Source organism: Micromonospora sp. CPM1 (assembly GCF_023896895.1).
Classification (GTDB): domain Bacteria; phylum Actinomycetota; class Actinomycetes; order Mycobacteriales; family Micromonosporaceae; genus Micromonospora; species Micromonospora tulbaghiae.
Genome location: NZ_JAMHIU010000001.1, coordinates 1 through 18,762 on the forward strand (window position 1 = coordinate 1; position 18,762 = coordinate 18,762).

General features: G+C 73.8%; 15 protein-coding genes. 10 read left to right on the forward strand and 5 right to left on the reverse strand.

Translation table 11 applies throughout. The annotated features are described in order from the left end of the window. Positions 1–123: 123 nt before the first annotated feature. Positions 124–918 carry a hypothetical protein gene (locus M8C11_RS00005; protein ID WP_013287367.1) on the reverse strand — a complete coding sequence of 265 codons (795 nt, stop codon included), beginning with the start codon at positions 916–918 and terminating at the stop codon, positions 124–126. A gap of 161 nt (positions 919–1,079) precedes the next feature. Here M8C11_RS00005 and M8C11_RS00010 point away from each other — a divergent pair, with 161 nt between their 5' ends. Then, positions 1,080–1,892 carry a DUF3097 domain-containing protein gene (locus M8C11_RS00010; RefSeq protein ID WP_252447640.1) on the forward strand — a complete coding sequence of 271 codons (813 nt, stop codon included), beginning with the start codon at positions 1,080–1,082 and terminating at the stop codon, positions 1,890–1,892. Between the two features lie 175 nt (positions 1,893–2,067). Here M8C11_RS00010 and M8C11_RS00015 read toward each other — a convergent pair whose 3' ends face one another. Then, positions 2,068–3,378, reverse strand: coding sequence for a serine hydrolase (locus tag M8C11_RS00015; protein ID WP_252447641.1), 1,311 nt, complete (start codon positions 3,376–3,378; stop codon positions 2,068–2,070). Positions 3,379–3,476: 98 nt separating this feature from the next. On the opposite strand from M8C11_RS00015, the gene M8C11_RS00020 reads away from it, so the two are divergent. The 4 genes from M8C11_RS00020 (at position 3,477) to M8C11_RS00035 (ending at position 8,295) form a co-directional block, all read left to right on the forward strand. Beyond that, positions 3,477–3,950 (forward strand): NfeD family protein, encoded by a 474-nt coding sequence (locus M8C11_RS00020; RefSeq protein ID WP_120568994.1) that lies wholly within the window; start codon positions 3,477–3,479, stop codon positions 3,948–3,950. Between the two features lie 5 nt (positions 3,951–3,955). Continuing rightward, complete coding sequence (locus tag M8C11_RS00025) at positions 3,956–5,062, forward strand: SPFH domain-containing protein (protein ID WP_135241106.1); 1,107 nt, start codon at positions 3,956–3,958, stop codon at positions 5,060–5,062. A 128-nt stretch (positions 5,063–5,190) separates the two neighbouring features. Further along, the gene (locus M8C11_RS00030) at positions 5,191–5,994 is read left to right on the forward strand and encodes a hypothetical protein (protein WP_043329731.1); all 804 of its coding nucleotides are present in this window, start codon (positions 5,191–5,193) and stop codon (positions 5,992–5,994) included. A 90-nt stretch (positions 5,995–6,084) separates the two neighbouring features. Continuing rightward, positions 6,085–8,295: a transglycosylase domain-containing protein gene (locus tag M8C11_RS00035; protein ID WP_252447642.1), complete on the forward strand. Its 2,211-nt coding sequence runs from the start codon at positions 6,085–6,087 to the stop codon at positions 8,293–8,295. A gap of 12 nt (positions 8,296–8,307) precedes the next feature. Here M8C11_RS00035 and M8C11_RS00040 read toward each other — a convergent pair whose 3' ends face one another. Continuing rightward, positions 8,308–8,940, reverse strand: coding sequence for a thymidylate kinase (locus M8C11_RS00040; protein ID WP_252447643.1), 633 nt, complete (start codon positions 8,938–8,940; stop codon positions 8,308–8,310). Positions 8,941–9,055: 115 nt separating this feature from the next. Between M8C11_RS00040 and M8C11_RS00045 the strand changes: the two genes are divergently transcribed. Beyond that, positions 9,056–9,616, forward strand: a complete 561-nt coding sequence (locus tag M8C11_RS00045; RefSeq protein WP_252447644.1) for a dihydrofolate reductase family protein — start codon at positions 9,056–9,058, stop codon at positions 9,614–9,616. Positions 9,617–9,620: 4 nt separating this feature from the next. On the opposite strand, the gene M8C11_RS00050 is transcribed toward M8C11_RS00045, so the two are convergent. After that, a complete protein-coding gene (locus tag M8C11_RS00050) occupies positions 9,621–11,453 on the reverse strand; it encodes a thiamine pyrophosphate-requiring protein (protein ID WP_252447645.1) in 1,833 nt (610 codons plus the stop codon). A 102-nt stretch (positions 11,454–11,555) separates the two neighbouring features. Here M8C11_RS00050 and M8C11_RS00055 point away from each other — a divergent pair, with 102 nt between their 5' ends. The 3 genes from M8C11_RS00055 (at position 11,556) to M8C11_RS00065 (ending at position 15,828) form a co-directional block, all read left to right on the forward strand. Next, complete coding sequence (locus M8C11_RS00055; RefSeq protein WP_256484906.1) at positions 11,556–12,368, forward strand: RNA methyltransferase; 813 nt, start codon at positions 11,556–11,558, stop codon at positions 12,366–12,368. A gap of 57 nt (positions 12,369–12,425) precedes the next feature. After that, the gene (gene argG, locus M8C11_RS00060; RefSeq protein ID WP_252447647.1) at positions 12,426–13,877 is read left to right on the forward strand and encodes an argininosuccinate synthase; all 1,452 of its coding nucleotides are present in this window, start codon (positions 12,426–12,428) and stop codon (positions 13,875–13,877) included. Positions 13,878–14,004: 127 nt separating this feature from the next. Next, a complete protein-coding gene (locus M8C11_RS00065) occupies positions 14,005–15,828 on the forward strand; it encodes a PucR family transcriptional regulator (RefSeq protein ID WP_252447648.1) in 1,824 nt (607 codons plus the stop codon). Between the two features lie 125 nt (positions 15,829–15,953). Here M8C11_RS00065 and M8C11_RS00070 read toward each other — a convergent pair whose 3' ends face one another. Next, positions 15,954–17,303, reverse strand: coding sequence for a hypothetical protein (locus M8C11_RS00070; protein WP_252447649.1), 1,350 nt, complete (start codon positions 17,301–17,303; stop codon positions 15,954–15,956). 87 nt (positions 17,304–17,390) lie between these two features. On the opposite strand from M8C11_RS00070, the gene murD reads away from it, so the two are divergent. Beyond that, complete coding sequence (gene murD / locus M8C11_RS00075; protein WP_252447650.1) at positions 17,391–18,737, forward strand: UDP-N-acetylmuramoyl-L-alanine--D-glutamate ligase; 1,347 nt, start codon at positions 17,391–17,393, stop codon at positions 18,735–18,737. The last annotated feature ends 25 nt before the right edge of the window (positions 18,738–18,762 follow it).

Consider the following 18,762-nt stretch of genomic DNA (forward strand, 5'->3'; position numbering starts at 1 on the left):
CCGGGCATTACGGTGGGCCATGAGACCTCCGGTTCCGTGTGGGCGTCAGCACCTCACACCTCGCCGGAGGTCTCGCCTCGTCTCAAGCCGCCACGCCGTCAACAACCCTCATGGGCATTACAGCTAGAGCCGCAGCGGCGCGTTGCAGGCGGCCACCAGGGCCTGCCGGCACGCGGTGGTCAGCGGCCGCAGCGCCGCGTCCCGCTGCTGCGCCTCGTAGGTGTTGACCGCGCCACCCGGCGCGCTCTCGCCGGCCAGCGCGAGCACCCGGTCCAGCACCGCCGCGCGGGCGAACAGGCGGCGGGCCCGCGGGTCGAAGCCGGGCGGCAGGTCGGTCGCGCCGTCCGGGCGGCGCAGCGCGGCGAGCGCCCCGGCGAGTTCGGGCCGCCACTGCGCCACGTCCAGCCGGGTCAGCGTCGCGGTGGTCTCGGCCAGCACGGCGGCCAGTTCGGCCTCCGCCTCCGCCGCACCCGGCGTGGCGAGCGACGCCTTCGGCGCGTCGGCCGGCAGCGGGTGGACCCGCCAGAGCACCGTCTCCCAGGTCATCCCCGAGCCGGAGGTGTGCGTACGGACCTCGGGCACCAGCCCCATCCCGCTCGCCACCACCGCTTCGCCCGCCACCAGCGCCGCCCCGGCGAACGCGCCCGGACCGGGCAGGCCCCGCGGGTCGCCGGGCGCGGGCAGCACCAGGCGGATGTCGTCGGGTGAGTGCTTGGCGAGGCTGGGCAGCGCCTCCCGCAGCGACACGTCGGTCCAGGTGCCGGGGGCGTCGGCGACGAGGTGCTCCTCGTCGCCGGCGACGGCGTCGGCCACCTCGTCGAACGGCACCAGGCCGGCTCGCCAGGCACGCACCCAGGCGACGAACCGGCTCGACCGGCGCGCAGCCAGTGTGGCCGCGCCCGTTGCGGGGGAGGACATGCGGAAAGGGTACGTGCTCCGCGCCGCTGCTGTCTCGGCTGCCGCTCCGGCGGCGCGACCTGGCCCCAACTACCCCCTTCGCACCGTTTCGTGCCGACGGATGGTGGCCCGGTCGGCGCGTCGCCGAGCGACACGCCGGGACGCTGGCTAGCGTCTGCGGCATGGCGGGGCGATACGACGGGGACGTGCTGGCCGGCGACTGGCGACGACGGAAGGTGACCCCCGAGGTCGACGCCGAACCCGACCTGGTGGTCGAGGACGCCGACTCCGGATTCTGCGGCGCCGTGGTCGGCTTCGACTCCGGCGCGGTGGTGCTGGAGGACCGCCACGGGCGGCGGCGCAACTTCCCGCTGCTGCCCGCCGCGTTCCTGCTCGACGGCAAGCCGGTCACGCTGCGGCGGCCCGCCCGCGCCCCGGTGCCCGCCGCACGACGGCGTACCGCGTCCGGCTCGATCGCTGTGGACGGCGTACGGGCGCAGGTCGCCAAGGCCAGCCGGATCTGGGTCGAGGGCGTGCACGACGCCGCGCTGGTCGAGCGGATCTGGGGCGACGACCTGCGCGTCGAGGGTGTGGTGGTGGAACCGCTCGACGGCATCGACGCGCTCGCCGACGAGGTGCGCGCGTTCGCGCCCGGCCCGTCCCGCCGCCTCGGCGTGCTCGTCGACCACCTCGTGCCCGGCTCGAAGGAGAGCCGCATCGTGGCCCGGGTCAACTCGCCGTACGTGCTTGTCACCGGGCACCCCTACGTCGACGTGTGGCAGGCGGTACGCCCGGCGGCGCTCGGCATCCCGGCATGGCCCGTGGTGCCTCCGGGGCAGCCCTGGAAGGAGGGCGTCTGCGCGGCGCTCGGGGTGGCCGAGCCGGCGGACATGTGGCGGCACATCCTGTCCCGGGTGGACAGCTTCGCCGACGTGGAGACGCCGCTGATCAACGCGATGGAGCGCCTGATCGACTTCGTCACCGAGCCCGGGTGAGTGGTTGCTCTCCGGACCCGCCGTGCACCAACCCCGCCCGCCCCGACCCCCGGTCCCCGGTCCCGGGCGTCCTCGCCTGGTTGATCAAGGAGTTTGTGGGCGTATCGGAGATCGACGTCCGACACAAACTCCTTGATCAACGGGGTGGGGCGGGCGCGGGTCGGCGAGAGGGCTGTCAGGGGAGTTCGTCGGGGGTGCGGGTCAGGACGAAGGTGGCTATGTCCAGGGCTACGGGGGTGCCGGAAGCGTCTCGGATGACGGTGAGGATCTCGCCGTCCTGGGAGCCGGAGCGGCCCCGCCACCGGTCCGGTCCCTCGGGAGTGAACCGGAGCAGCGGCCTGCCCACCTGACCGCCGACCAGGTCCCCGGCGGCGTCGACGCGGAACTCGTACTCGCCGCCCATCCACCACCAGCGGCCGGTCAGCGCGGCCACGTCGGCGGCGGGCGGGTCGGCCGGGCGCCACGGGGCGGGCGCGGCCGGTTCGGCGTCCAGCACCAGCGTGAGCGCCTCCCGGCCGAGCGCGCCGATGTGGTGGCCGCGCAGCCCGTACGAGTTGGCGAAGTTGACCACCGCGGTGCGGGTGGGCCGGTGCACGGCCAGGCCGGCGACGTACCCGGGCATGGAGCCGCCGTGCCCGACGTACACCCGGTCGCCGACCCGGTAGAGCTCCACGCCGAGGCCGTGCCCGCCGGTCCACGAGTCCAGGTCGTTGATCACCATGGGGGCGCACATCTCGGTGAGTGTCGCGGGGGCGAGCACCGCCGGGTCCGGGTCGGCCAGGAACGCGGCCCAGCGGCCCAGGTCCTCGACCGTCGACCAGAGCTGCCCGGCCGGGGCCATCGCCCCGGTGTCGGTACGCGGCTCCTCCCGCAGCGTCTCGTGCCAGGGGTGGACGACGTAGCCGGTGGCGTACGGCTCGGTGGGGTGGTACGTGGTGCGGCGCATGCCCAGCGGCGCCAGCAGCCGCTCGGTCAGCAACTGCGCCCACGGCGTGCCGGTGATCCGTTCCAGCACGCCGCCGAGCAGCCCGTAAGCCAGGTTCGAGTAGTGGTAGACGAAGTGCGGCGGGTGGGCGATCTTGTCCGGCGTCAGCCCGGCCAGCAGCGTGTCCAGGTCCGTGCCCCCGGCGCGCTCCCACCACTCGCCGTCCGGCTCGCGTTGCAGGCCGCTGACGTGGCCGAGCAGCCGGCGCACGGTGACCGAGCCGACCGGGGTGCCGGGCAGGTGCGCGTCGAGCGGGTCGTCCAGCGCGAGCCGGTCGGCGTCGCGCTGCTGCATCACCAGCACCGCGGTCATGGTCTTGGTGATCGAGCCGACCCGGTACTGCAGGTCGCCGTCCGGGCGGGGCGTCTCACCGGCGACCGCCAGGTGCGCCAGCCGGCCGTCGCGGACCACGCCGAGCGCGAGCGAGGGGCCTCGTCCTTCGGCCTGGGCCCGGGCGACCAGCAGGTCCACCTGACGCGCGGTCTCGGGCAGCAGGGACATGTCGTCCTCCTCGTCGGCCGGGGGTGCGGTACGCCGTGCCGAGCCTAGCGATCATGACAGTTCGATGACACGTGCGTTGACGTGTCAGGATTGTTCTCGTGGACGCCGTCTTCTGGATCGTTCTGGGTGTGGTATTAGCGGTCGCCGAGATCTTCACGACGACGCTCTTCCTGATCATGTTCGGGGTCGGGGCGTTCGCCGCTGCCGGCGCCGCGGCGCTCGGTGCGCCGGTGGCGCTCCAGGCGGTGATCTTCGCGGTGGTGTCGGCGCTGTCGGTGGCGGTGGTCCGTCCGGTGGTCCGGCGGCACGCCCGGCCGGCGCTGGAGACCGGGGAGCAGCCGTTCGGGGTCGAGGCGCTGGAGGGGGCCACCGCTGTGGTCCTGGAGCCGGTCGACGCCGACCGGGGCATGGTCAAGATCGATGGTGAGCTGTGGACGGCCCGCTCGTACGACGCGACGCGCACGTACGCCGAGGGTGAGCGGGTGCAGGTGATCAAGGTCCGGGGCGCTACCGCCCTGGTATGGCAGGACGACATTTCCACCCCGGGCGAGCTGCCCGAAGCGAAAAGGTGAACGGTATGGAGTTTCTTGCGATCCTGATGATCGCGGTGGCGTTGATCGGTGTGGTGACGCTGTTCAAGGCGGTACGGATCGTGCCGCAGCAGCGTCAGGACGTGGTGGAGCGGCTCGGCCGGTACAAGCGCACGCTGAACCCGGGCCTCAACCTGCTGGTGCCGTTCGTCGACGCGGTGCGTACCAAGGTCGACATGCGCGAGCAGGTGGTCAGCTTCCCGCCCCAGCCGGTGATCACCTCCGACAACCTGGTCGTCTCGATCGACACGGTTCTCTACTTCAAGGTGGTCGACTCGGTTCGCGCCACCTACGAGATCTCCAACTTCCTCCAGGCCATCGAGCAGCTCACCGTCACCACGCTGCGTAACGTGATCGGCTCGCTGGACCTGGAGCGCGCGCTGACCAGCCGCGAGGAGATCAACCGGCACCTGTCCGGCGTGCTGGACGAGACCACCGGCCGCTGGGGCATCAAGGTGACCCGGGTCGAGATCAAGGCGATCGAGCCGCCGCCGAGCATCCGCGACTCGATGGAGAAGCAGATGCGCGCCGAGCGGGACCGCCGCGCCGCGATCCTCAACGCCGAGGGGCACAAGCAGTCGCAGATCCTCACCGCCGAGGGTGAGAAGCAGGCCGCGGTGCTGCGCGCCGACGGTGACCGGCAGGCCCGGATCCTCCAGGCGGAGGGTCAGGCCAAGGCGATCCGTACCGTCTTCGACGCGATCCACACCGCCAACCCGAGCCAGAAGGTGCTGGCCTACCAGTACCTCCAGGCGCTGCCGCAGATCGCCAACGGCACTGCGAACAAGGTCTGGATCGTGCCGACCGAGCTGACCAAGGCCCTGGAGGGCATGGGTGGCGCGCTGGGCGGTCTGGCCAACATGGTCGGCGACCAGCCGTCGCCGGAGGCCGCCAAGAGCGCCGGCGAGGTCGAGCGGGAGGCCGCCGAGGCCGCCGAGGCCGCGGCCATCGCCGCCCAGGAGATCCACAACGAGGTACGCGTGGCCGAGGCGCAGGCCACCGGCGGCAACACCCCGCAGGGCCTGCCCGCGCCGGAGCCGGTGTCGCCGGCGAGCCTGGTGAACGACCCGGCGGACCAGCGCGAGCGGGGCTGACCGGCAAATCCGAGAATCCCTCATACGGCGCTCCGGCGGCTGCCACCATCGGTTTCAGGACGGGTGGTGAGCAGGGCCGGAGCGCCGTCGCGTGTCCCGGGCCGCCCGCGGCGCGAACGAGGTGAGGCATGAAGGACCCGGCCAACCGGCTGTTCTCCCGTACCCCGGTCCCCGGCGCGCACGACCCCGCCGGGCCGATCGGCTCCCGGCGTACCGGAGGGGGTTTCGGGGTCCTGCCGTTCGTCTCCGAGCCCGGCCCGGGGGCGCCGGCCACCGACGCGACCTGGGCCTGGTCGATCCGCCGGTTCGCCCGCGCGGCGGTCTGGCTGCTGCCGGCGTACGCGGTCCTCTACGGCCTGGTGGCGATGGCCAGCGACGGCGGGGTGGGCAACGACCCGTATCCGGCCGACGGCCGGCCGCTCTACCTGGTCGGCTGGGTCGCCTCGGTGTGGCTCGGCCTGCTCGCCCTGCTCGCGCTCACCGGGCTGCTCGCCGCCACCCGCTGCCGCCGCGTCGCCCTGGCCGGGCTGCTCGCGAGCATCGGCGGGATGGTGCTGATGCTGCCGTTCGCCGGGCTGGCCGAGCAGACACCGGTGTTCGGCGTGACCGCGCGCGGCATCGTGCTGTTCGGCGCCACCCTCTACAGCGTGGGCTGGTTCCTGACCGGCTGGTCGGTCGCCCGGTCCGGGATGTTCTCCTACGGCGACGGGACGATGCTGATGATCGCCGCCCCGCTGCTCGGGCTCGGCGGCGCGCTGATCGGCTCGCTCCAGACGTTCGGTGCGATATTCGTGCTGGTCGCCGGCATCGGCATCGGCTACCGCAGCGGCCGCCTGGTGCCCGAGACGATCGCCCGGGACGCCGCGGCGGCCAGCGTCGCCGCCGCGCCGGTGCCGCCCGCGTCACCGAAGGGCCCACTCGGGGCGGGCTGACCGTTTCTCGGCTGGGCGGTCGCCGTGAAGTAACTGACAGTTGCCTGGCGAGGTGGCCGGTAGGCGGCTTTCGTGGCAATCCTTGCGTCCATGCCGTCTCCCAGGTCGCCGCTGTCGCGGCTGTTCACCGTGCTGCTGGCCGGCCTGCTCGCCGGGCTCGTCCTCGCGGTCGCCGCGCTTCCCGGCGGCCTGCTCGGCGGGTTCGCCGCCCGGGCGGCGCTCGGCGCGTACGCGGACCTGCCCGACGCGCTGCGCACCCCGGTGCAGCCGCAGCGCTCCTACCTCTACGCCAACGACGGCAAGACGCTGATCACCACGTTCTACGACGTGAACCGCACCGACGTGTCGCTGGACGAGATCGCCCCGGTGATGCGGCAGGCGATCATCGCGGCCGAGGACCGGCGGTTCTACTCGCACGGCGGCGCGGACCTGCGCGGCATCGCCCGCGCGCTGGTGGCGAACGTCAAGGGCGGCGGCACCGAGCAGGGCGGCTCCACGCTGACCATGCAGTACGTCCGCAACGTGCTCAAGACCGACCCGAACCGCACCCCGGAGGAGCGGCAGGCCGCCACCGAGCAGACAGTCGGGCGCAAGCTCCAGGAGATCCGGTACGCCAACGCGCTGGAGCAGTCGCTGTCCAAGGACGAGATCCTCAACCGCTACCTCAACATCGCGTACTTCGGCTCCGGAGCGTACGGCGTCGCCGCCGCGAGCCAGCGCTACTTCGGCAAGGCGCCGGCCGACCTGACGCTGGGCGAGGCGTCGCTGCTCGCCGGCCTGGTCCAGTCGCCCGACGCGTACAGCCCGATCGACGGCGACAAGGACCAGGCGCTGACCCGCCGGGGGTACGTGCTCGACGCCATGGCCGAGACCGGCGCGATCACCGCGCAGCAGGCCGCCGCCGCGAAGGCCGAGCCGCTGAAGCTGCGCCCGACCGCCCAGCCCAACGGCTGCACCGCCACCGCCCAGGGCCACGACGACTGGGGCTTCTTCTGCGACTACCTGCGCCGCTGGTGGGTCACCCAGCCGGCCTTCGGCAGCACCCCCGAGGAGCGGGAGCAGGCGCTGCGCCGGGGCGGCTACCGCGTCGTCACCACGCTGGACCCGAAGATCCAGGAGACCGCGCAGGAGCAGGCCACCAAGGTCTACGGGTACGGCAACAAGCGGGCGCTGCCGATCGCGGCGGTCGAGCCCGGCACCGGCCGGGTCCTCGCGATGGCGGTGAACCGGCACTACAGCCTCGACGACAACCCGGACGGGCAGGCCAACCACCCGAACACGGTCAACCCGCTGATCTCCGGCGGCGCCAGCGTCGACGGCTACCAGGCCGGCTCGACGTTCAAGATGTTCACCATGCTGGCCGCGCTGGAGGCCGGCAAGCCGCTGTCCACCGGCTTCGACGCCCCGAGCCGGCTGCCCACCCGGTACGCCTCGGACGACGAGGGCAACTGCGACGGCACGTGGTGCCCGGCGAACGCCAACCCGCAGTGGATGGACGGATACCGGATGATGTGGGACGGCTTCGGCCGGTCCGTCAACACGTACTTCGTCTGGCTGGCCGAGCAGGTCGGCGAGGACAAGGTGGTGGAGATGGCCCAGCGCCTCGGCATCACCTTCCGCGCCGACTCCGACGCCGCGTTCGCCCGCGACAACGCCGCCAACTGGGGCGCGTTCACGCTCGGCGTGGCCGCCACGACCCCGCTGGACCTGGCGAACGCGTACGCCACGGTGGCCGCCGAGGGCACGTACTGCACGCCGCTGCCGGTGGTCTCGGTGACCGCGCCCGACGGCGACCCCGTCGATGTGGCGCAGCCGTCCTGCAAGCGGGTGCTCGAACCGGACGTGGCGCGCGCCGCCACCGACGCGGCCCGGTGCCCGGTCGGCCAGCAGTCCGCGTTCGGGCAGTGCAACGGCGGCACCGCCACCGCCGTCGACTCGATCGTCGGCCGCCCGGTGGCCGGCAAGACCGGCAGCTCGGAGCGCAACGCCACCGAGACGTTCGTCGGGTACACCCCGCAGGTCGCGGTGGCCGGCATCGCCGCCAACCCGGACGACGTCACCGACCTGGTCGGCTCCGCCGTGCAGGCGAAGGTGATCGACGCGGTGGCCCGGACCATCAGGACCGCGCTCACCGGCAAGCCGGTGGCCGGCTTCACCGCGCCGAGCCGGGCGCTGGTCGGCGACCCGCAGCGCCCGCAGCCGCCCCGCCGGACCGAGCCGGACCGACGCGAGCAGCGCGAGGACCGCGAGGACCGCGAGCTGCCCTCCGACGTGCTCCGCTGGCTGCGCGAGCGGGGCTGAGCCGGGCCCGCCTCACGCGTCCGGTGGAGGCGGGGTGGTCGCCCGGGTCGTCAGCGCGGTGTCGAGCGCGGCGTCCAGGGCGGCGGCCACCTCCGCCGGGGCGCGGTCGCCGTCGAGCACCGTGAACGTGCCGAAGTCGGGCAGCGCCCGGTAGGCGGCGTCCAGCGCGCGCAGGTGCGCCGGTTCCTCGGTGTCGATGCCCCGCGCGGCCACCCGCAGCCGCGCCACCTCGGGGGAGGTGGCGAGGAAGCACACCACCGCCGGGCGCGGGAAGACCGCGTACGCGGCGCGCACCACGCGCCGTCCCCGGTCGCCCCGGGCCGCCATGATCACGTCCTGGCACCAGGTCCACCGGTCCAGCACCGCCACCCGTCCGGTCAGGCGGGCCACCGCCACGGTCCGGGCCATCGCCGCCGCGCGCACCGTCGCCTCCAGCGCCGGATAGAGGGTACGGCCGAACAGCGCCACCCCGTCGGCGCGGCCGAACGCCCGGGCCAGCCGGTTCCACAGCGGCCGGCCACCGGCGTTCTCGAAGTACCGCGCCCGGACACCCCGCTCGCGCAGCCGCGCCGCGAGCGCCCTGGCCTGGGTCGTCTTGCCGGAACCGTCGACACCGATCAGTGCGATCATCACGGGGCGGGCCACGCCGGGAGGCTAGCCGGAAATCGACGACGCCGGGTTGTCGGATCCGCCCGGCCGGCTCCGACCCACCGGCGAGCGCGCCCGTTCCGGGGCGCCGTGCGACGCGGAGGAACACATCATGGGCACTGTCGTCTACGGGGTGCACACGTCGGTCGACGGTTTCATCGAGGGGCCGAATGGCGAGTTCGACTGGCCGGAGATGGGGGAGGAGCTGTCCGCGTACTCGATCGGGTTGTCGGAGCGGGCCGCCGCCTTCGTCTACGGGCGGCGGGTGTGGGAGATGATGTCCTCCTACTGGCCGCAGGTCGAGTCGATCTCCGACCACCCGCACGACCTGGCGTTCGCGCCGATCTGGCGGCGTACCCCGAAGATCGTGGTCTCGCGGACGCTCGCCGAGGCTTCCCACGGCGCCGTGGTGGTCGGCGGCGGCGACCTGGCGAAGGAGTTCGCCGAGGTCCGCGAGCGGTTCCCCGGCGACCTGCTGGTCACCGGCGGCACCGGCGCGGCGACGGCGCTGGCCGCGCTCGGGCTCGTCGACACCTACGAGGTGATCGTGCACCCGGTGGTGCTCGGCGGCGGGCGGCAGGTGCTGCCCGACCTGGCCCGTCAGAGCCTGCGGCTGGTCGAGACGCGCACGTTCGACGGGCGGTCGGTGCTGTTGCGCTACGCCCGGGCCTGACGCCTCAGCGGCCCCGGCGGCGGGGCCGGTACGTGGCGAGCGCGGCCGGCACGCCGCGCCGCACGATGCCGGCCCGGTCGCTGTCCCCGCGCAGCACCGCCGCGGCGGTCTTGCGGGCCTGCTCGGCGGTGAAGTGCGGCGGCAGCATCAGCTCTGCCGGGTCCACCACCGCGTTGACCACCACCGGCCGGTCCGCGTCGAGCACCCGCTGCCACAGGCCGTCCACCCGGGCGGGGGAGTCGACCAGCTCGCCGCCGAGGCCCAGCACCTCCGCCCACCTGTGGTACGCCACGTCCGGCAGGTCCTGGCTGTCCGGGAACATCGGCGTGCCCTCACCGGACCGCTGTTCCCAGCTGACGAACGCGAGGTCCCGGTTGTTGAGCACCAGCACCACGAACCGGGGGTCGGCCCACTCCCGCCAGTACTTCGCCACCGTGATCAGCTCGTTGACGCCGTTCATCTGCATCGCCCCGTCGCCGAGCAGTGCGATCACCGGGCGGTCCGGGTGGGCGAACTTCGCCGCCAGCGCGTACGGCATCCCGCCGCCCATCGAGAGCAGCGTGCCGGAGAGGCTGGCCAGCATGCCGGGGCGGACCCGCACGTGCCGGGCGTACCAGGCGGTGGCGGTGCCGCAGTCCACGGCGAGCATGGCGTCGTCTGGTAGCGCGTCGTCGAGCGTGGCGAACAGCGACTGCGGGTTGACCGGGTCGGCGGGCTGGGCGGCGACCTCGCGTTGCGAGGCCCGCCACTTGCCGGTGGCGTCGGCGAGGGTGGCCCGCCACGCGGTCGGGCCCGGCCCCGGGCCCAGCTCCTTGAGCAGGGCGCGCAGCGTCGGCCCGGCGTCGCCGGTCAGGTTCACCTCGGTCGGGTAGCGCAACCCCATCCGGGTGCCGTCGATGTCGATCTGCACCGCCCGGGCCTGGCCCTCCGGCGGGTAGAACTCCGAGTACGGCATCTGGCTGCCGACGATCAGCAGCCGGTCGCACTCGCGCATGAGCTGCCAGCTCGGGCGGCTGCCGAGCAGGCCGATCGCGCCCGTCACCCAGGGCTGCCGGTGGTCGACGGCGGTGAAGCCGAGCAGCGCGGTGGCGACACCGGCGCCGAGCCGGTCGGCGATCCGGCGTACCTCGTCCTCGGCGCCCAGCGCGCCCTGCCCGACCAGCATCGCCACCCGCTCGCCGCCGCGCAGCACCTCGGCGGCGCGGCGCACGTCGGCCTCCGGCGGCACGGTCGGCGTGCTGCTCGGCACGGCGCTGGTGTGGTAGTAGCCGTGGGCGTGCGGCGGGTGCGGCACCGCCGGCAGGTCCTGCACGTCGGAGGGCAGGACCAGGGCGGTCACGGTACGCCGGGCGAGCGCCGTGCGGCAGGCGCGGTCCACCAGGTGCCGGGCCTGCGACGGGTCGTCGAGCTGGGCCAGGAAGGCCGAGGCCACGTCCTTGTAGAGGGAGAGCAGGTCCACCTCCTGGTAGTAGCCGCCGCCCTCGGCGGGCAGCGCGGTGTGCCCGAGCAGCGCCACCACCGGCTGGTGGTCGAGCTTGGCGTCGTAGAGGCCGTTGAGGGCGTGGATCGCGCCCGGACCGCTGGTCACCACCACGCAGCCGAGCGGTCCGCCGCCGTACTTGACGTGCGCGCCGGCCGCGAAACCGGCGGTCTCCTCGTGCCGGACCTGGATGAACCGGGCGCGGCCCTCGGCGCGTTGCAGCGCCGAGGTCATGCCGTTGATCCCGTCGCCCGGGTAGCCGTAGTAGCGGTGCACGCCCCACTCGGCGAGCCGGGCCACCAGGTAGTCGGCGACTGTGGCGTCGCGGGGGAGGTTGCCGTCGTGATCCGCGCCCATCCTGGTCCCTCCGTCACCGTCGGCCTTCCGGCTCCGTTCCCCGCCCGGGACGACGGAAACCCGGCCCGCGCCGGAGCGGCCGGGCGGGCCGGGCAGAATCGCCTGGTGCCCGTCCACGAGATCACCGACCCCGACGACGACCGGATCGCCGACTACCGCGCGCTCACCGACGTGGAGCTGCGTACCCGCTGGGAACCGCCGCACGGGCTGTTCATCGCCGAGGGGGAGCTGGTGCTGCGGCGGGCGCTGCGGGCCGGGTACCCGGCCCGGTCGTACCTGGTCGACGCCAAGCGGGTCGACCAGCTCGCCGACCTGGACACCGGTGACGCGCCGGTGTACGCGGCCACGCCGGACGTGCTCCAGCGCGCCACCGGCTTCCACGTGCACCGCGGCGTGCTCGCGTCGTTCCACCGCAAGCCGCTGCGCCCGGCCGACGAGGTGCTGGCCGCCGCCCGGCGGGTGGTGATCCTGGAGGACGTCAACAACCACACGAACCTGGGTGCGATCTTCCGGGGCGCCGCCGCGCTCGGCGTCGACGCGGTGCTGCTGTCCCCGACCTGCGCCGACCCGCTCTACCGGCGCAGCGTACGGGTCAGCATGGGCGAGGTGTTCGCGGTGCCGTACGCCAAGCTCGACAGCTGGCCCGACGGGCTGGACCAGGTCCGCGCCGCCGGGTTCACGGTGCTCGCGATGACGCCCGCGCCGGATGCCGTACCGATGCAGCGGCTGACCCCGGCGCAGCGCGAGCGGGCGGCGTTGCTGCTCGGGGCCGAGGGGCCGGGCCTGACCGCGGCGGCGCAGGCGGCCAGCGACGTGCGGGTGGTGATCCCGATGCGGCGCGGCGTGGACTCGCTGAACGTGGCCGCCGCCGCTGCGGTGGCGTTCTGGGAGCTGGGGCGGGAGGACGCGCTCTGAGGACCGGCTCCCCCGACCGGCTTGCATGACCATGCGACGCCGTGCATAATCTTCCTTGTGTCCAAGGTTCTCACCTCCCTGCCCATCGGCGAACGTGTCGGCATCGCCTTCTCCGGCGGCCTCGACACCTCGGTAGCCGTCGCGTGGATGCGCGACAAGGGCGCCGTCCCCTGCGCCTACACCGCTGACATCGGCCAGTACGACGAGCCCGACATCGCCTCGGTGCCCGGCCGCGCCCACACCTACGGCGCCGAGGTCGCCCGGCTCGTCGACTGCCGCGCCGCGCTGGTCGAGGAAGGGCTGGCGGCGCTGACCTGCGGCGCCTTCCACATCCGCTCCGGCGGGCGGGCCTACTTCAACACCACGCCGCTGGGCCGCGCCGTGACCGGCACGCTGCTGGTCCGGGCGATGATCGCCGACGACGTGCAGATCTGGGGCGACGGCTCGACGTTCAAGGGCAACGACATCGAGCGGTTCTACCGGTACGGCCTGCTGGCGAACCCGCAGCTGCGGATCTACAAGCCGTGGCTGGACACCGACTTCGTCACCGAGCTGGGCGGCCGCACCGAGATGTCGGAGTGGCTGCTGGAGCGCGGCCTGCCCTACCGGGACAGCACCGAGAAGGCGTACTCCACCGACGCCAACATCTGGGGCGCCACCCACGAGGCCAAGACGCTCGAACACCTGGACACCGGCATCGAGACGGTCGAGCCGATCATGGGGGTCAAGTTCTGGGACCCGTCCGTCGAGATCCCCACCGAGGACGTCACCATCGGCTTCGACCAGGGCCGCCCGGTGACGATCAACGGCAAGGAGTTCGGCAGCGCCGTCGACCTGGTGCTGGAGGCCAACGCCATCGGAGGCCGGCACGGCCTGGGCATGTCCGACCAGATCGAGAACCGGATCATCGAGGCCAAGAGCCGGGGCATCTACGAGGCCCCCGGCATGGCGCTGCTGCACGCCGCCTACGAGCGGCTCGTCAACGCCATCCACAACGAGGACACGCTCGCCAACTACCACAACGAGGGCCGCCGCCTCGGCCGCCTCATGTACGAGGGCCGCTGGCTGGACCCGCAGGCGCTGATGCTGCGCGAGTCGCTGCAGCGCTGGGTCGGCACGGCGGTCACCGGCGAGGTCACGCTGCGGCTGCGCCGGGGCGAGGACTACTCGATCCTGGACACCACCGGCCCGGCGTTCAGCTACCACCCGGACAAGCTGTCGATGGAGCGCACCCAGGACTCGGCGTTCGGCCCGGCCGACCGGATCGGCCAGCTCACCATGCGCAACCTCGACATCGCCGACTCCCGGGCCAAGCTGGAGCAGTACGCCTCCGTCGGCATGGTCGGCGGCGGCACCCCGCAGCGCGTCGTCGGCGCCGCCCAGGCGGCTTCGACCGGGCTGATCGGCGCCATGCCGCAGGGCGGCGCGGAGGCCATCGCGTCCCGGGGTGTGCCCACCGCCGAGGACGAGGCGCTCGACCGGGCCGCGATGGAGTTCGGCGTTGACTGAGCGCCGTCTCCCGCGGACCGTCGCCCCGCCGGTCCGCGGCTCGTTTCACTGACCGCCCGCCGGTCCCGCCTCCCCGGCGGGCCGGCGGGCGGTGTGGCTTTCGGCAACGGTGGTGACGCAGGGTAGCGTGTCGCCCGTGTTCCCTACCGTGCGTGAGGTGCTGGATCTGGTGCCCGTGCGCAACGGCGCGCCGCGCCTGGTCGCCGGGACCGCCGGGCTGGACCGGTCGGTGCGCTGGGTGCACATCGCCGAGGTGCCGGACATCGCCACCCTGCTCGGCGGCGGGGAACTGGTCCTGACCACCGGGATCGGCCTGCCGGGCGACGACGCCGGGCTGCGCGAGTTCATCGGCGCCCTGGCCGACGTCGGCGTCTCCGGGCTGGTGGTCGAGCTGGGCCGCCGCTACGTCAGCGGAGTGCCCCGGGTGATGGCCGCCGCCGCCGAACGCCGCGGCTTGCCCCTGATCGAGCTGCGCCGGGGCACCCCGTTCGTCCGGATCACCGAGGCGGTGCACGCGCTGATCGTGGACGCCCAGCTCACCGAGCTGCGCGCCACCGAGGAGATCCACCAGCGGTTCACCGAACTGTCGGTGGAGGGCGCCGAACCGGCCGAGGTGCTGCGGCAGGCCGCCGAACTGGCCGGCTGCCCGATGGTGCTGGAGAACCTGTCCCGGCAGGTGCTCGCGTACGACCCGGCGGGGGAGAACGCCGAACTGCTGCTGGACGGCTGGGAACGGCACTCGCGGCAGATCCGCCCGCCCGGGCGCACCGCGTACGACCCGGACAGCGGCTGGCTCGTCACCACTGTCGGCGCGCGCGGACAGGACTGGGGACGGCTGCTGCTGCGCTGGCCGGCGACCGAGTCCACCCCGCCGACCCGGCTCACCATCCTGATCGAACGGGCCGCCTCCACGCTGGCCCTGGGCCGGCTGATCCGGCGCGACGCCGAGGGCCTGGAACGGCAGATCCATCGCACGCTGCTCACCGCCCTGATCGACCACACCCGCCCGGTGGACGAGGTGGCGCTGCGCGCCAAGGCGCTCGGCGTCGTCCTGGACCGCCGGCACCTGGTGGGAGTCGTGGTCCGGCACCGCGCCGACGAGCCCGCCGGCGACGCGGGCACCCCCGACGACGAGCCCGCCCCGGCCCGGCGCGGCGGGCGCCGCGACACCGACGCCGAGGGTCCGGAAGCCGGCCCGGCCCGGCTGCGCGACCTCGCCGAGGCGGTCAGCCAGGCCGTCCGGGACGCCAAGCTCACCGCGCTGACCAGCCCGCTCGACGACCAGGCCGTGGGCGCGCTGCTGGCGCTCCCCGACCCGGCCGCCGAGGAGAAGGCACTGTCCGCGTTCGCCGCCGCGTTGCGCCGGGTACGCCTCGACGCCGCCCCCGCCGCGCCCGCCGCCCCAGCCGCCCGCCCGGCCCGCCCGCTGGACGCTCCGGACCGTCCCGCCGGACGGACCGTGGCGTCGGCGAGTGCGCGGCCGGTCGACGCGCCGCCCCGGGCCGCGATCGTGGTGGCGGCCGGGTCCGGCGTGGGCAGCCTGCGCGAGGCACGCCGGTCACTGATCGAGGCGCGGCAGGTCGCCGAGGCGGCCCGGCGGGATCCCCGCGATCTGCCCTGCTACCGCCTGCCGCACGTCGGGCTGGCCGGGCTGCTGCACCTGTTACGCGACGAGCCCCGGTTGCAGACATTCGTCGAGCGTGAACTCGGGCCACTGCTCGCCTACGACGCCCAGCATCCACGGGAGCAGTTGCTGGGCACGCTGCGGGCGTACCTGGAGCAGGGGCGGAACAAGTCGGCCGGTGCGGCCGCCGCGCACCTGTCCCGGCCGGCGTTCTACGAGCGGCTGGCCCGTATCGGCCGCATCCTCGACGCCGACCTCGACTCGGTCGACAGGTGCCTGTCCCTGCACGTGGCCCTGCTGGCCCTGGACGCCGTCCGCACCCCATGACCCCGCCCCGTCACGCCGGTCCCGACCGTCGATCATGAGGTTGAGCCGGTGTTTCGCCCGAATTCGCCCCGCCAACTTCATGATCGACGGGGCGAGGCGGGGCGGGGTGAGGCGGGCGGGGAGGGTCAGGTCAGGGCGGTCAGGGTTTTGGCGTAGGGGGCGGGGACGAAGTTGTCGCCGCCGGGGGTGAACACGTCGGAGGTCGCCGCCGCCTGCCAGGCGGTGTCGGGCAGCGCCGCCACCAGGGCGCGGACCACCGGGGCGTCGCGCCACTGCTCCTGCTGGGCGAGCAGGCTCAGCGCGACCACCGACTCCTCCACCTCACCCACGCACTCGAACGGCTTGTGCCCGTCGATGCCGAGCAGCTCCCGGTAGCCGGGGATCTGCGTCTCGTCGGCCAGCAGGTCGCCGCCGAAGATGCCGGTCAGCCGCTCCCGGGGCATGAACGGCGCCATGGCCAGGAACACGAACCGGCACTTCGGGCAGTCGCGGCACCAGCGCTCGCTCGCGTCCCGCAGCTTGAACGCCGCGTTGCAGCTGGTCACCACCGCGTCGTACCGGTCGATCTCGGCGAACAGCCGGGCGATGTGCAGCTCGGACAGGGAACGCAGCAACGAGAAGTACGGCTCGGTGAGCCCCGCGTGCTCGGCCAGCGCCGCCCGCAGCAGCCCTTCCGCCTCGACGCCCTTGGACCACTGGTGGTTGATCTCGTGGCCGTTCCAGATCAGGTTCGGGTCGGACGCGGAACGCTCGTTCGACATCACCACCGGGCCGAGCCCGTGCAGGACGGCGGTCGCCACGGCGATCAGCGAGTTGATCGCGGTGACCGGGATGTGCCCGTTGCGCGCGCCGGCGGCGTTCAGCTCGAACAGCACCGGGTCCAGCCGCCGCCGGGCGGCCAGCGGCACCAGGTCCGACGCCTCGTTCACCGACACGATCACGTGGTTCGGGTTGACCGAGAACGGCACCGGGTCGAGGCCGGCGCGGCGCAGCGCCTCCAGCGTGACGATGGAGTCCTTGCCGCCGCCCACCGCCGACAACGGACGGCGGTCGGAGTTGTCCACCGGCACGGCCGGGTCCACCGTGCCGGACGGCACCTCGGGACGCAGTTCCAGCACGTGCGGCAGCTCGTTGCGGTACGCGTACTCGGCGAGGCCCTTGGTGTAGACGGCGGTGACCAGCTCGACGGCGGCGGCGCCCAGCGGCGCGGGCAGCACCAGCCGGGGCGGCGCGGCGGCCTTGTAGTAGCTGACGCCGGCGACCACGTGCAGCAGCTCCAGCACCCGGGCCAGGGTGGCCGCTGTGGCGTCGGAGACGGGCTCGGCCGGCAGCGGAAGCGTGATCACCTCGGTGAACCGCTGCTCGCCGTCGGGACCGGTCAGGGCGTAGTCGAACAGGACCTCGCCGGTGGCGAAGTCGATCGAGTAGGACGGGAAGGTGAAGGCGTCCATCCGCCGCAGCTGCTCGTTGGGCACACGCCATACTAGGCCCTGGTTCGTCCGTCCGTGTCCGGCTGGGCCGGACCCTGCCCGCCGTGCGTCGACCGAGTCCGAGGAGAGCCCGTGCGCCTGTCTGATCTGCGCGGACGTCATGTCGCCGTCTGGGGCGCCGGCCGCGAGGGCCGGGCCGCGGTGACCGCGATCGCCGCGCACGGGCCGGCCGGCCTGGTCGTCGTCGACGACAGCGCCAACTTTCTCACGCTGCCCTGGGACGGTCCGCTGGCCGCCGCCGCGCCGCTCGTCACCGGCGAGGAGGGCTTCGAGCGCCTGGCCGCCGCCGACGTGGTGGTCCGCTCGCCGGGCGTGCCGAACACCCACCCGTGGATGGTGGAGCTGCGCCGCCGGTCCGTGCCCGTCACGCAGGGCAGCGCGCTGTGGATGGCCGACCACGCGGACCGGACCGTCGGGGTGACCGGCAGCAAGGGCAAGAGCACCACGTCCAGCCTGATCAGCCACCTGCTCACCGCGATGGACCGGCCGAACGTGTTCGGCGGCAACATCGGGGTGCCGCTGCTGGACCTGCCCGAGGCGGAGCTGTACGTGCTGGAGCTGTCCAGCTACCAGTGCTCCGACCTGACCGACTCGCCGCGGGTGGCGGTGGTGACCGCGCTGTTCCCCGAGCACCTGGACGCGCACGGCGGCGAGCGCGAGTACTACCGGGACAAGCTGAACCTGATCGCGCACGGTCCGCACGCCGTCGTGGTCAACGGCGCCGACCCGCGCCTGGCGGCCGAGCTGGGTGACCGGGCGGCGGTACGCGCCGGCTCGCCGGACACCACGCACGTGGCCACCGGACCGGACGGCGCACAGTGGTTCCACCTGCGGGACACGCCGCTGTTCCCGCGCGCGGTGCTGCCGCTGGTCGGCCGGCACAACGAGGGCAACCTCTGCGTCGCGCTGGCCGTGCTGGACGCGGTCGGCGTCGACGTGGTGGCGCGCAAGGACAGCCTCGCCGTGGCGGTCGCCGAGTTCCAGGGCCTGGCGCACCGGCTCACCGAGATCGCCGACCCGTCCGGGCTCACGTTCGTCGACGACACGCTCGCCACCAGCCCGTACGCGGCCATGCACGCGATCGACGCGTACGAGGGACGGCCGCTGACCGTGATCGTCGGCGGCGCCGACCGGGGGCTGGACTACAGCCCGCTGCGCGCGCACCTGGCCGGCCGGGAGATCACCGTGATCGGCGTGCCGGACAGCGGCCCCCGCATCGTGGACGCGCTGTCCGGGCTGCCGTCGGTGCGTACCGAGCTGGCCGACGACCTGGTCGCCGCCGTCGGGCTGTCCCGCAAGCTGACCCCGGCCGGGGGTGTGGTGCTGCTGTCCCCGGCGGCGCCGAGCTACGGCCGGTTCCGCAACTTCGAGCACCGCTCCGAGGTGTTCGCGCAGGCGGTGGCCGACACCGCCCGCTGAGCGGCGCCGGCCGCCCGCGCGGCGC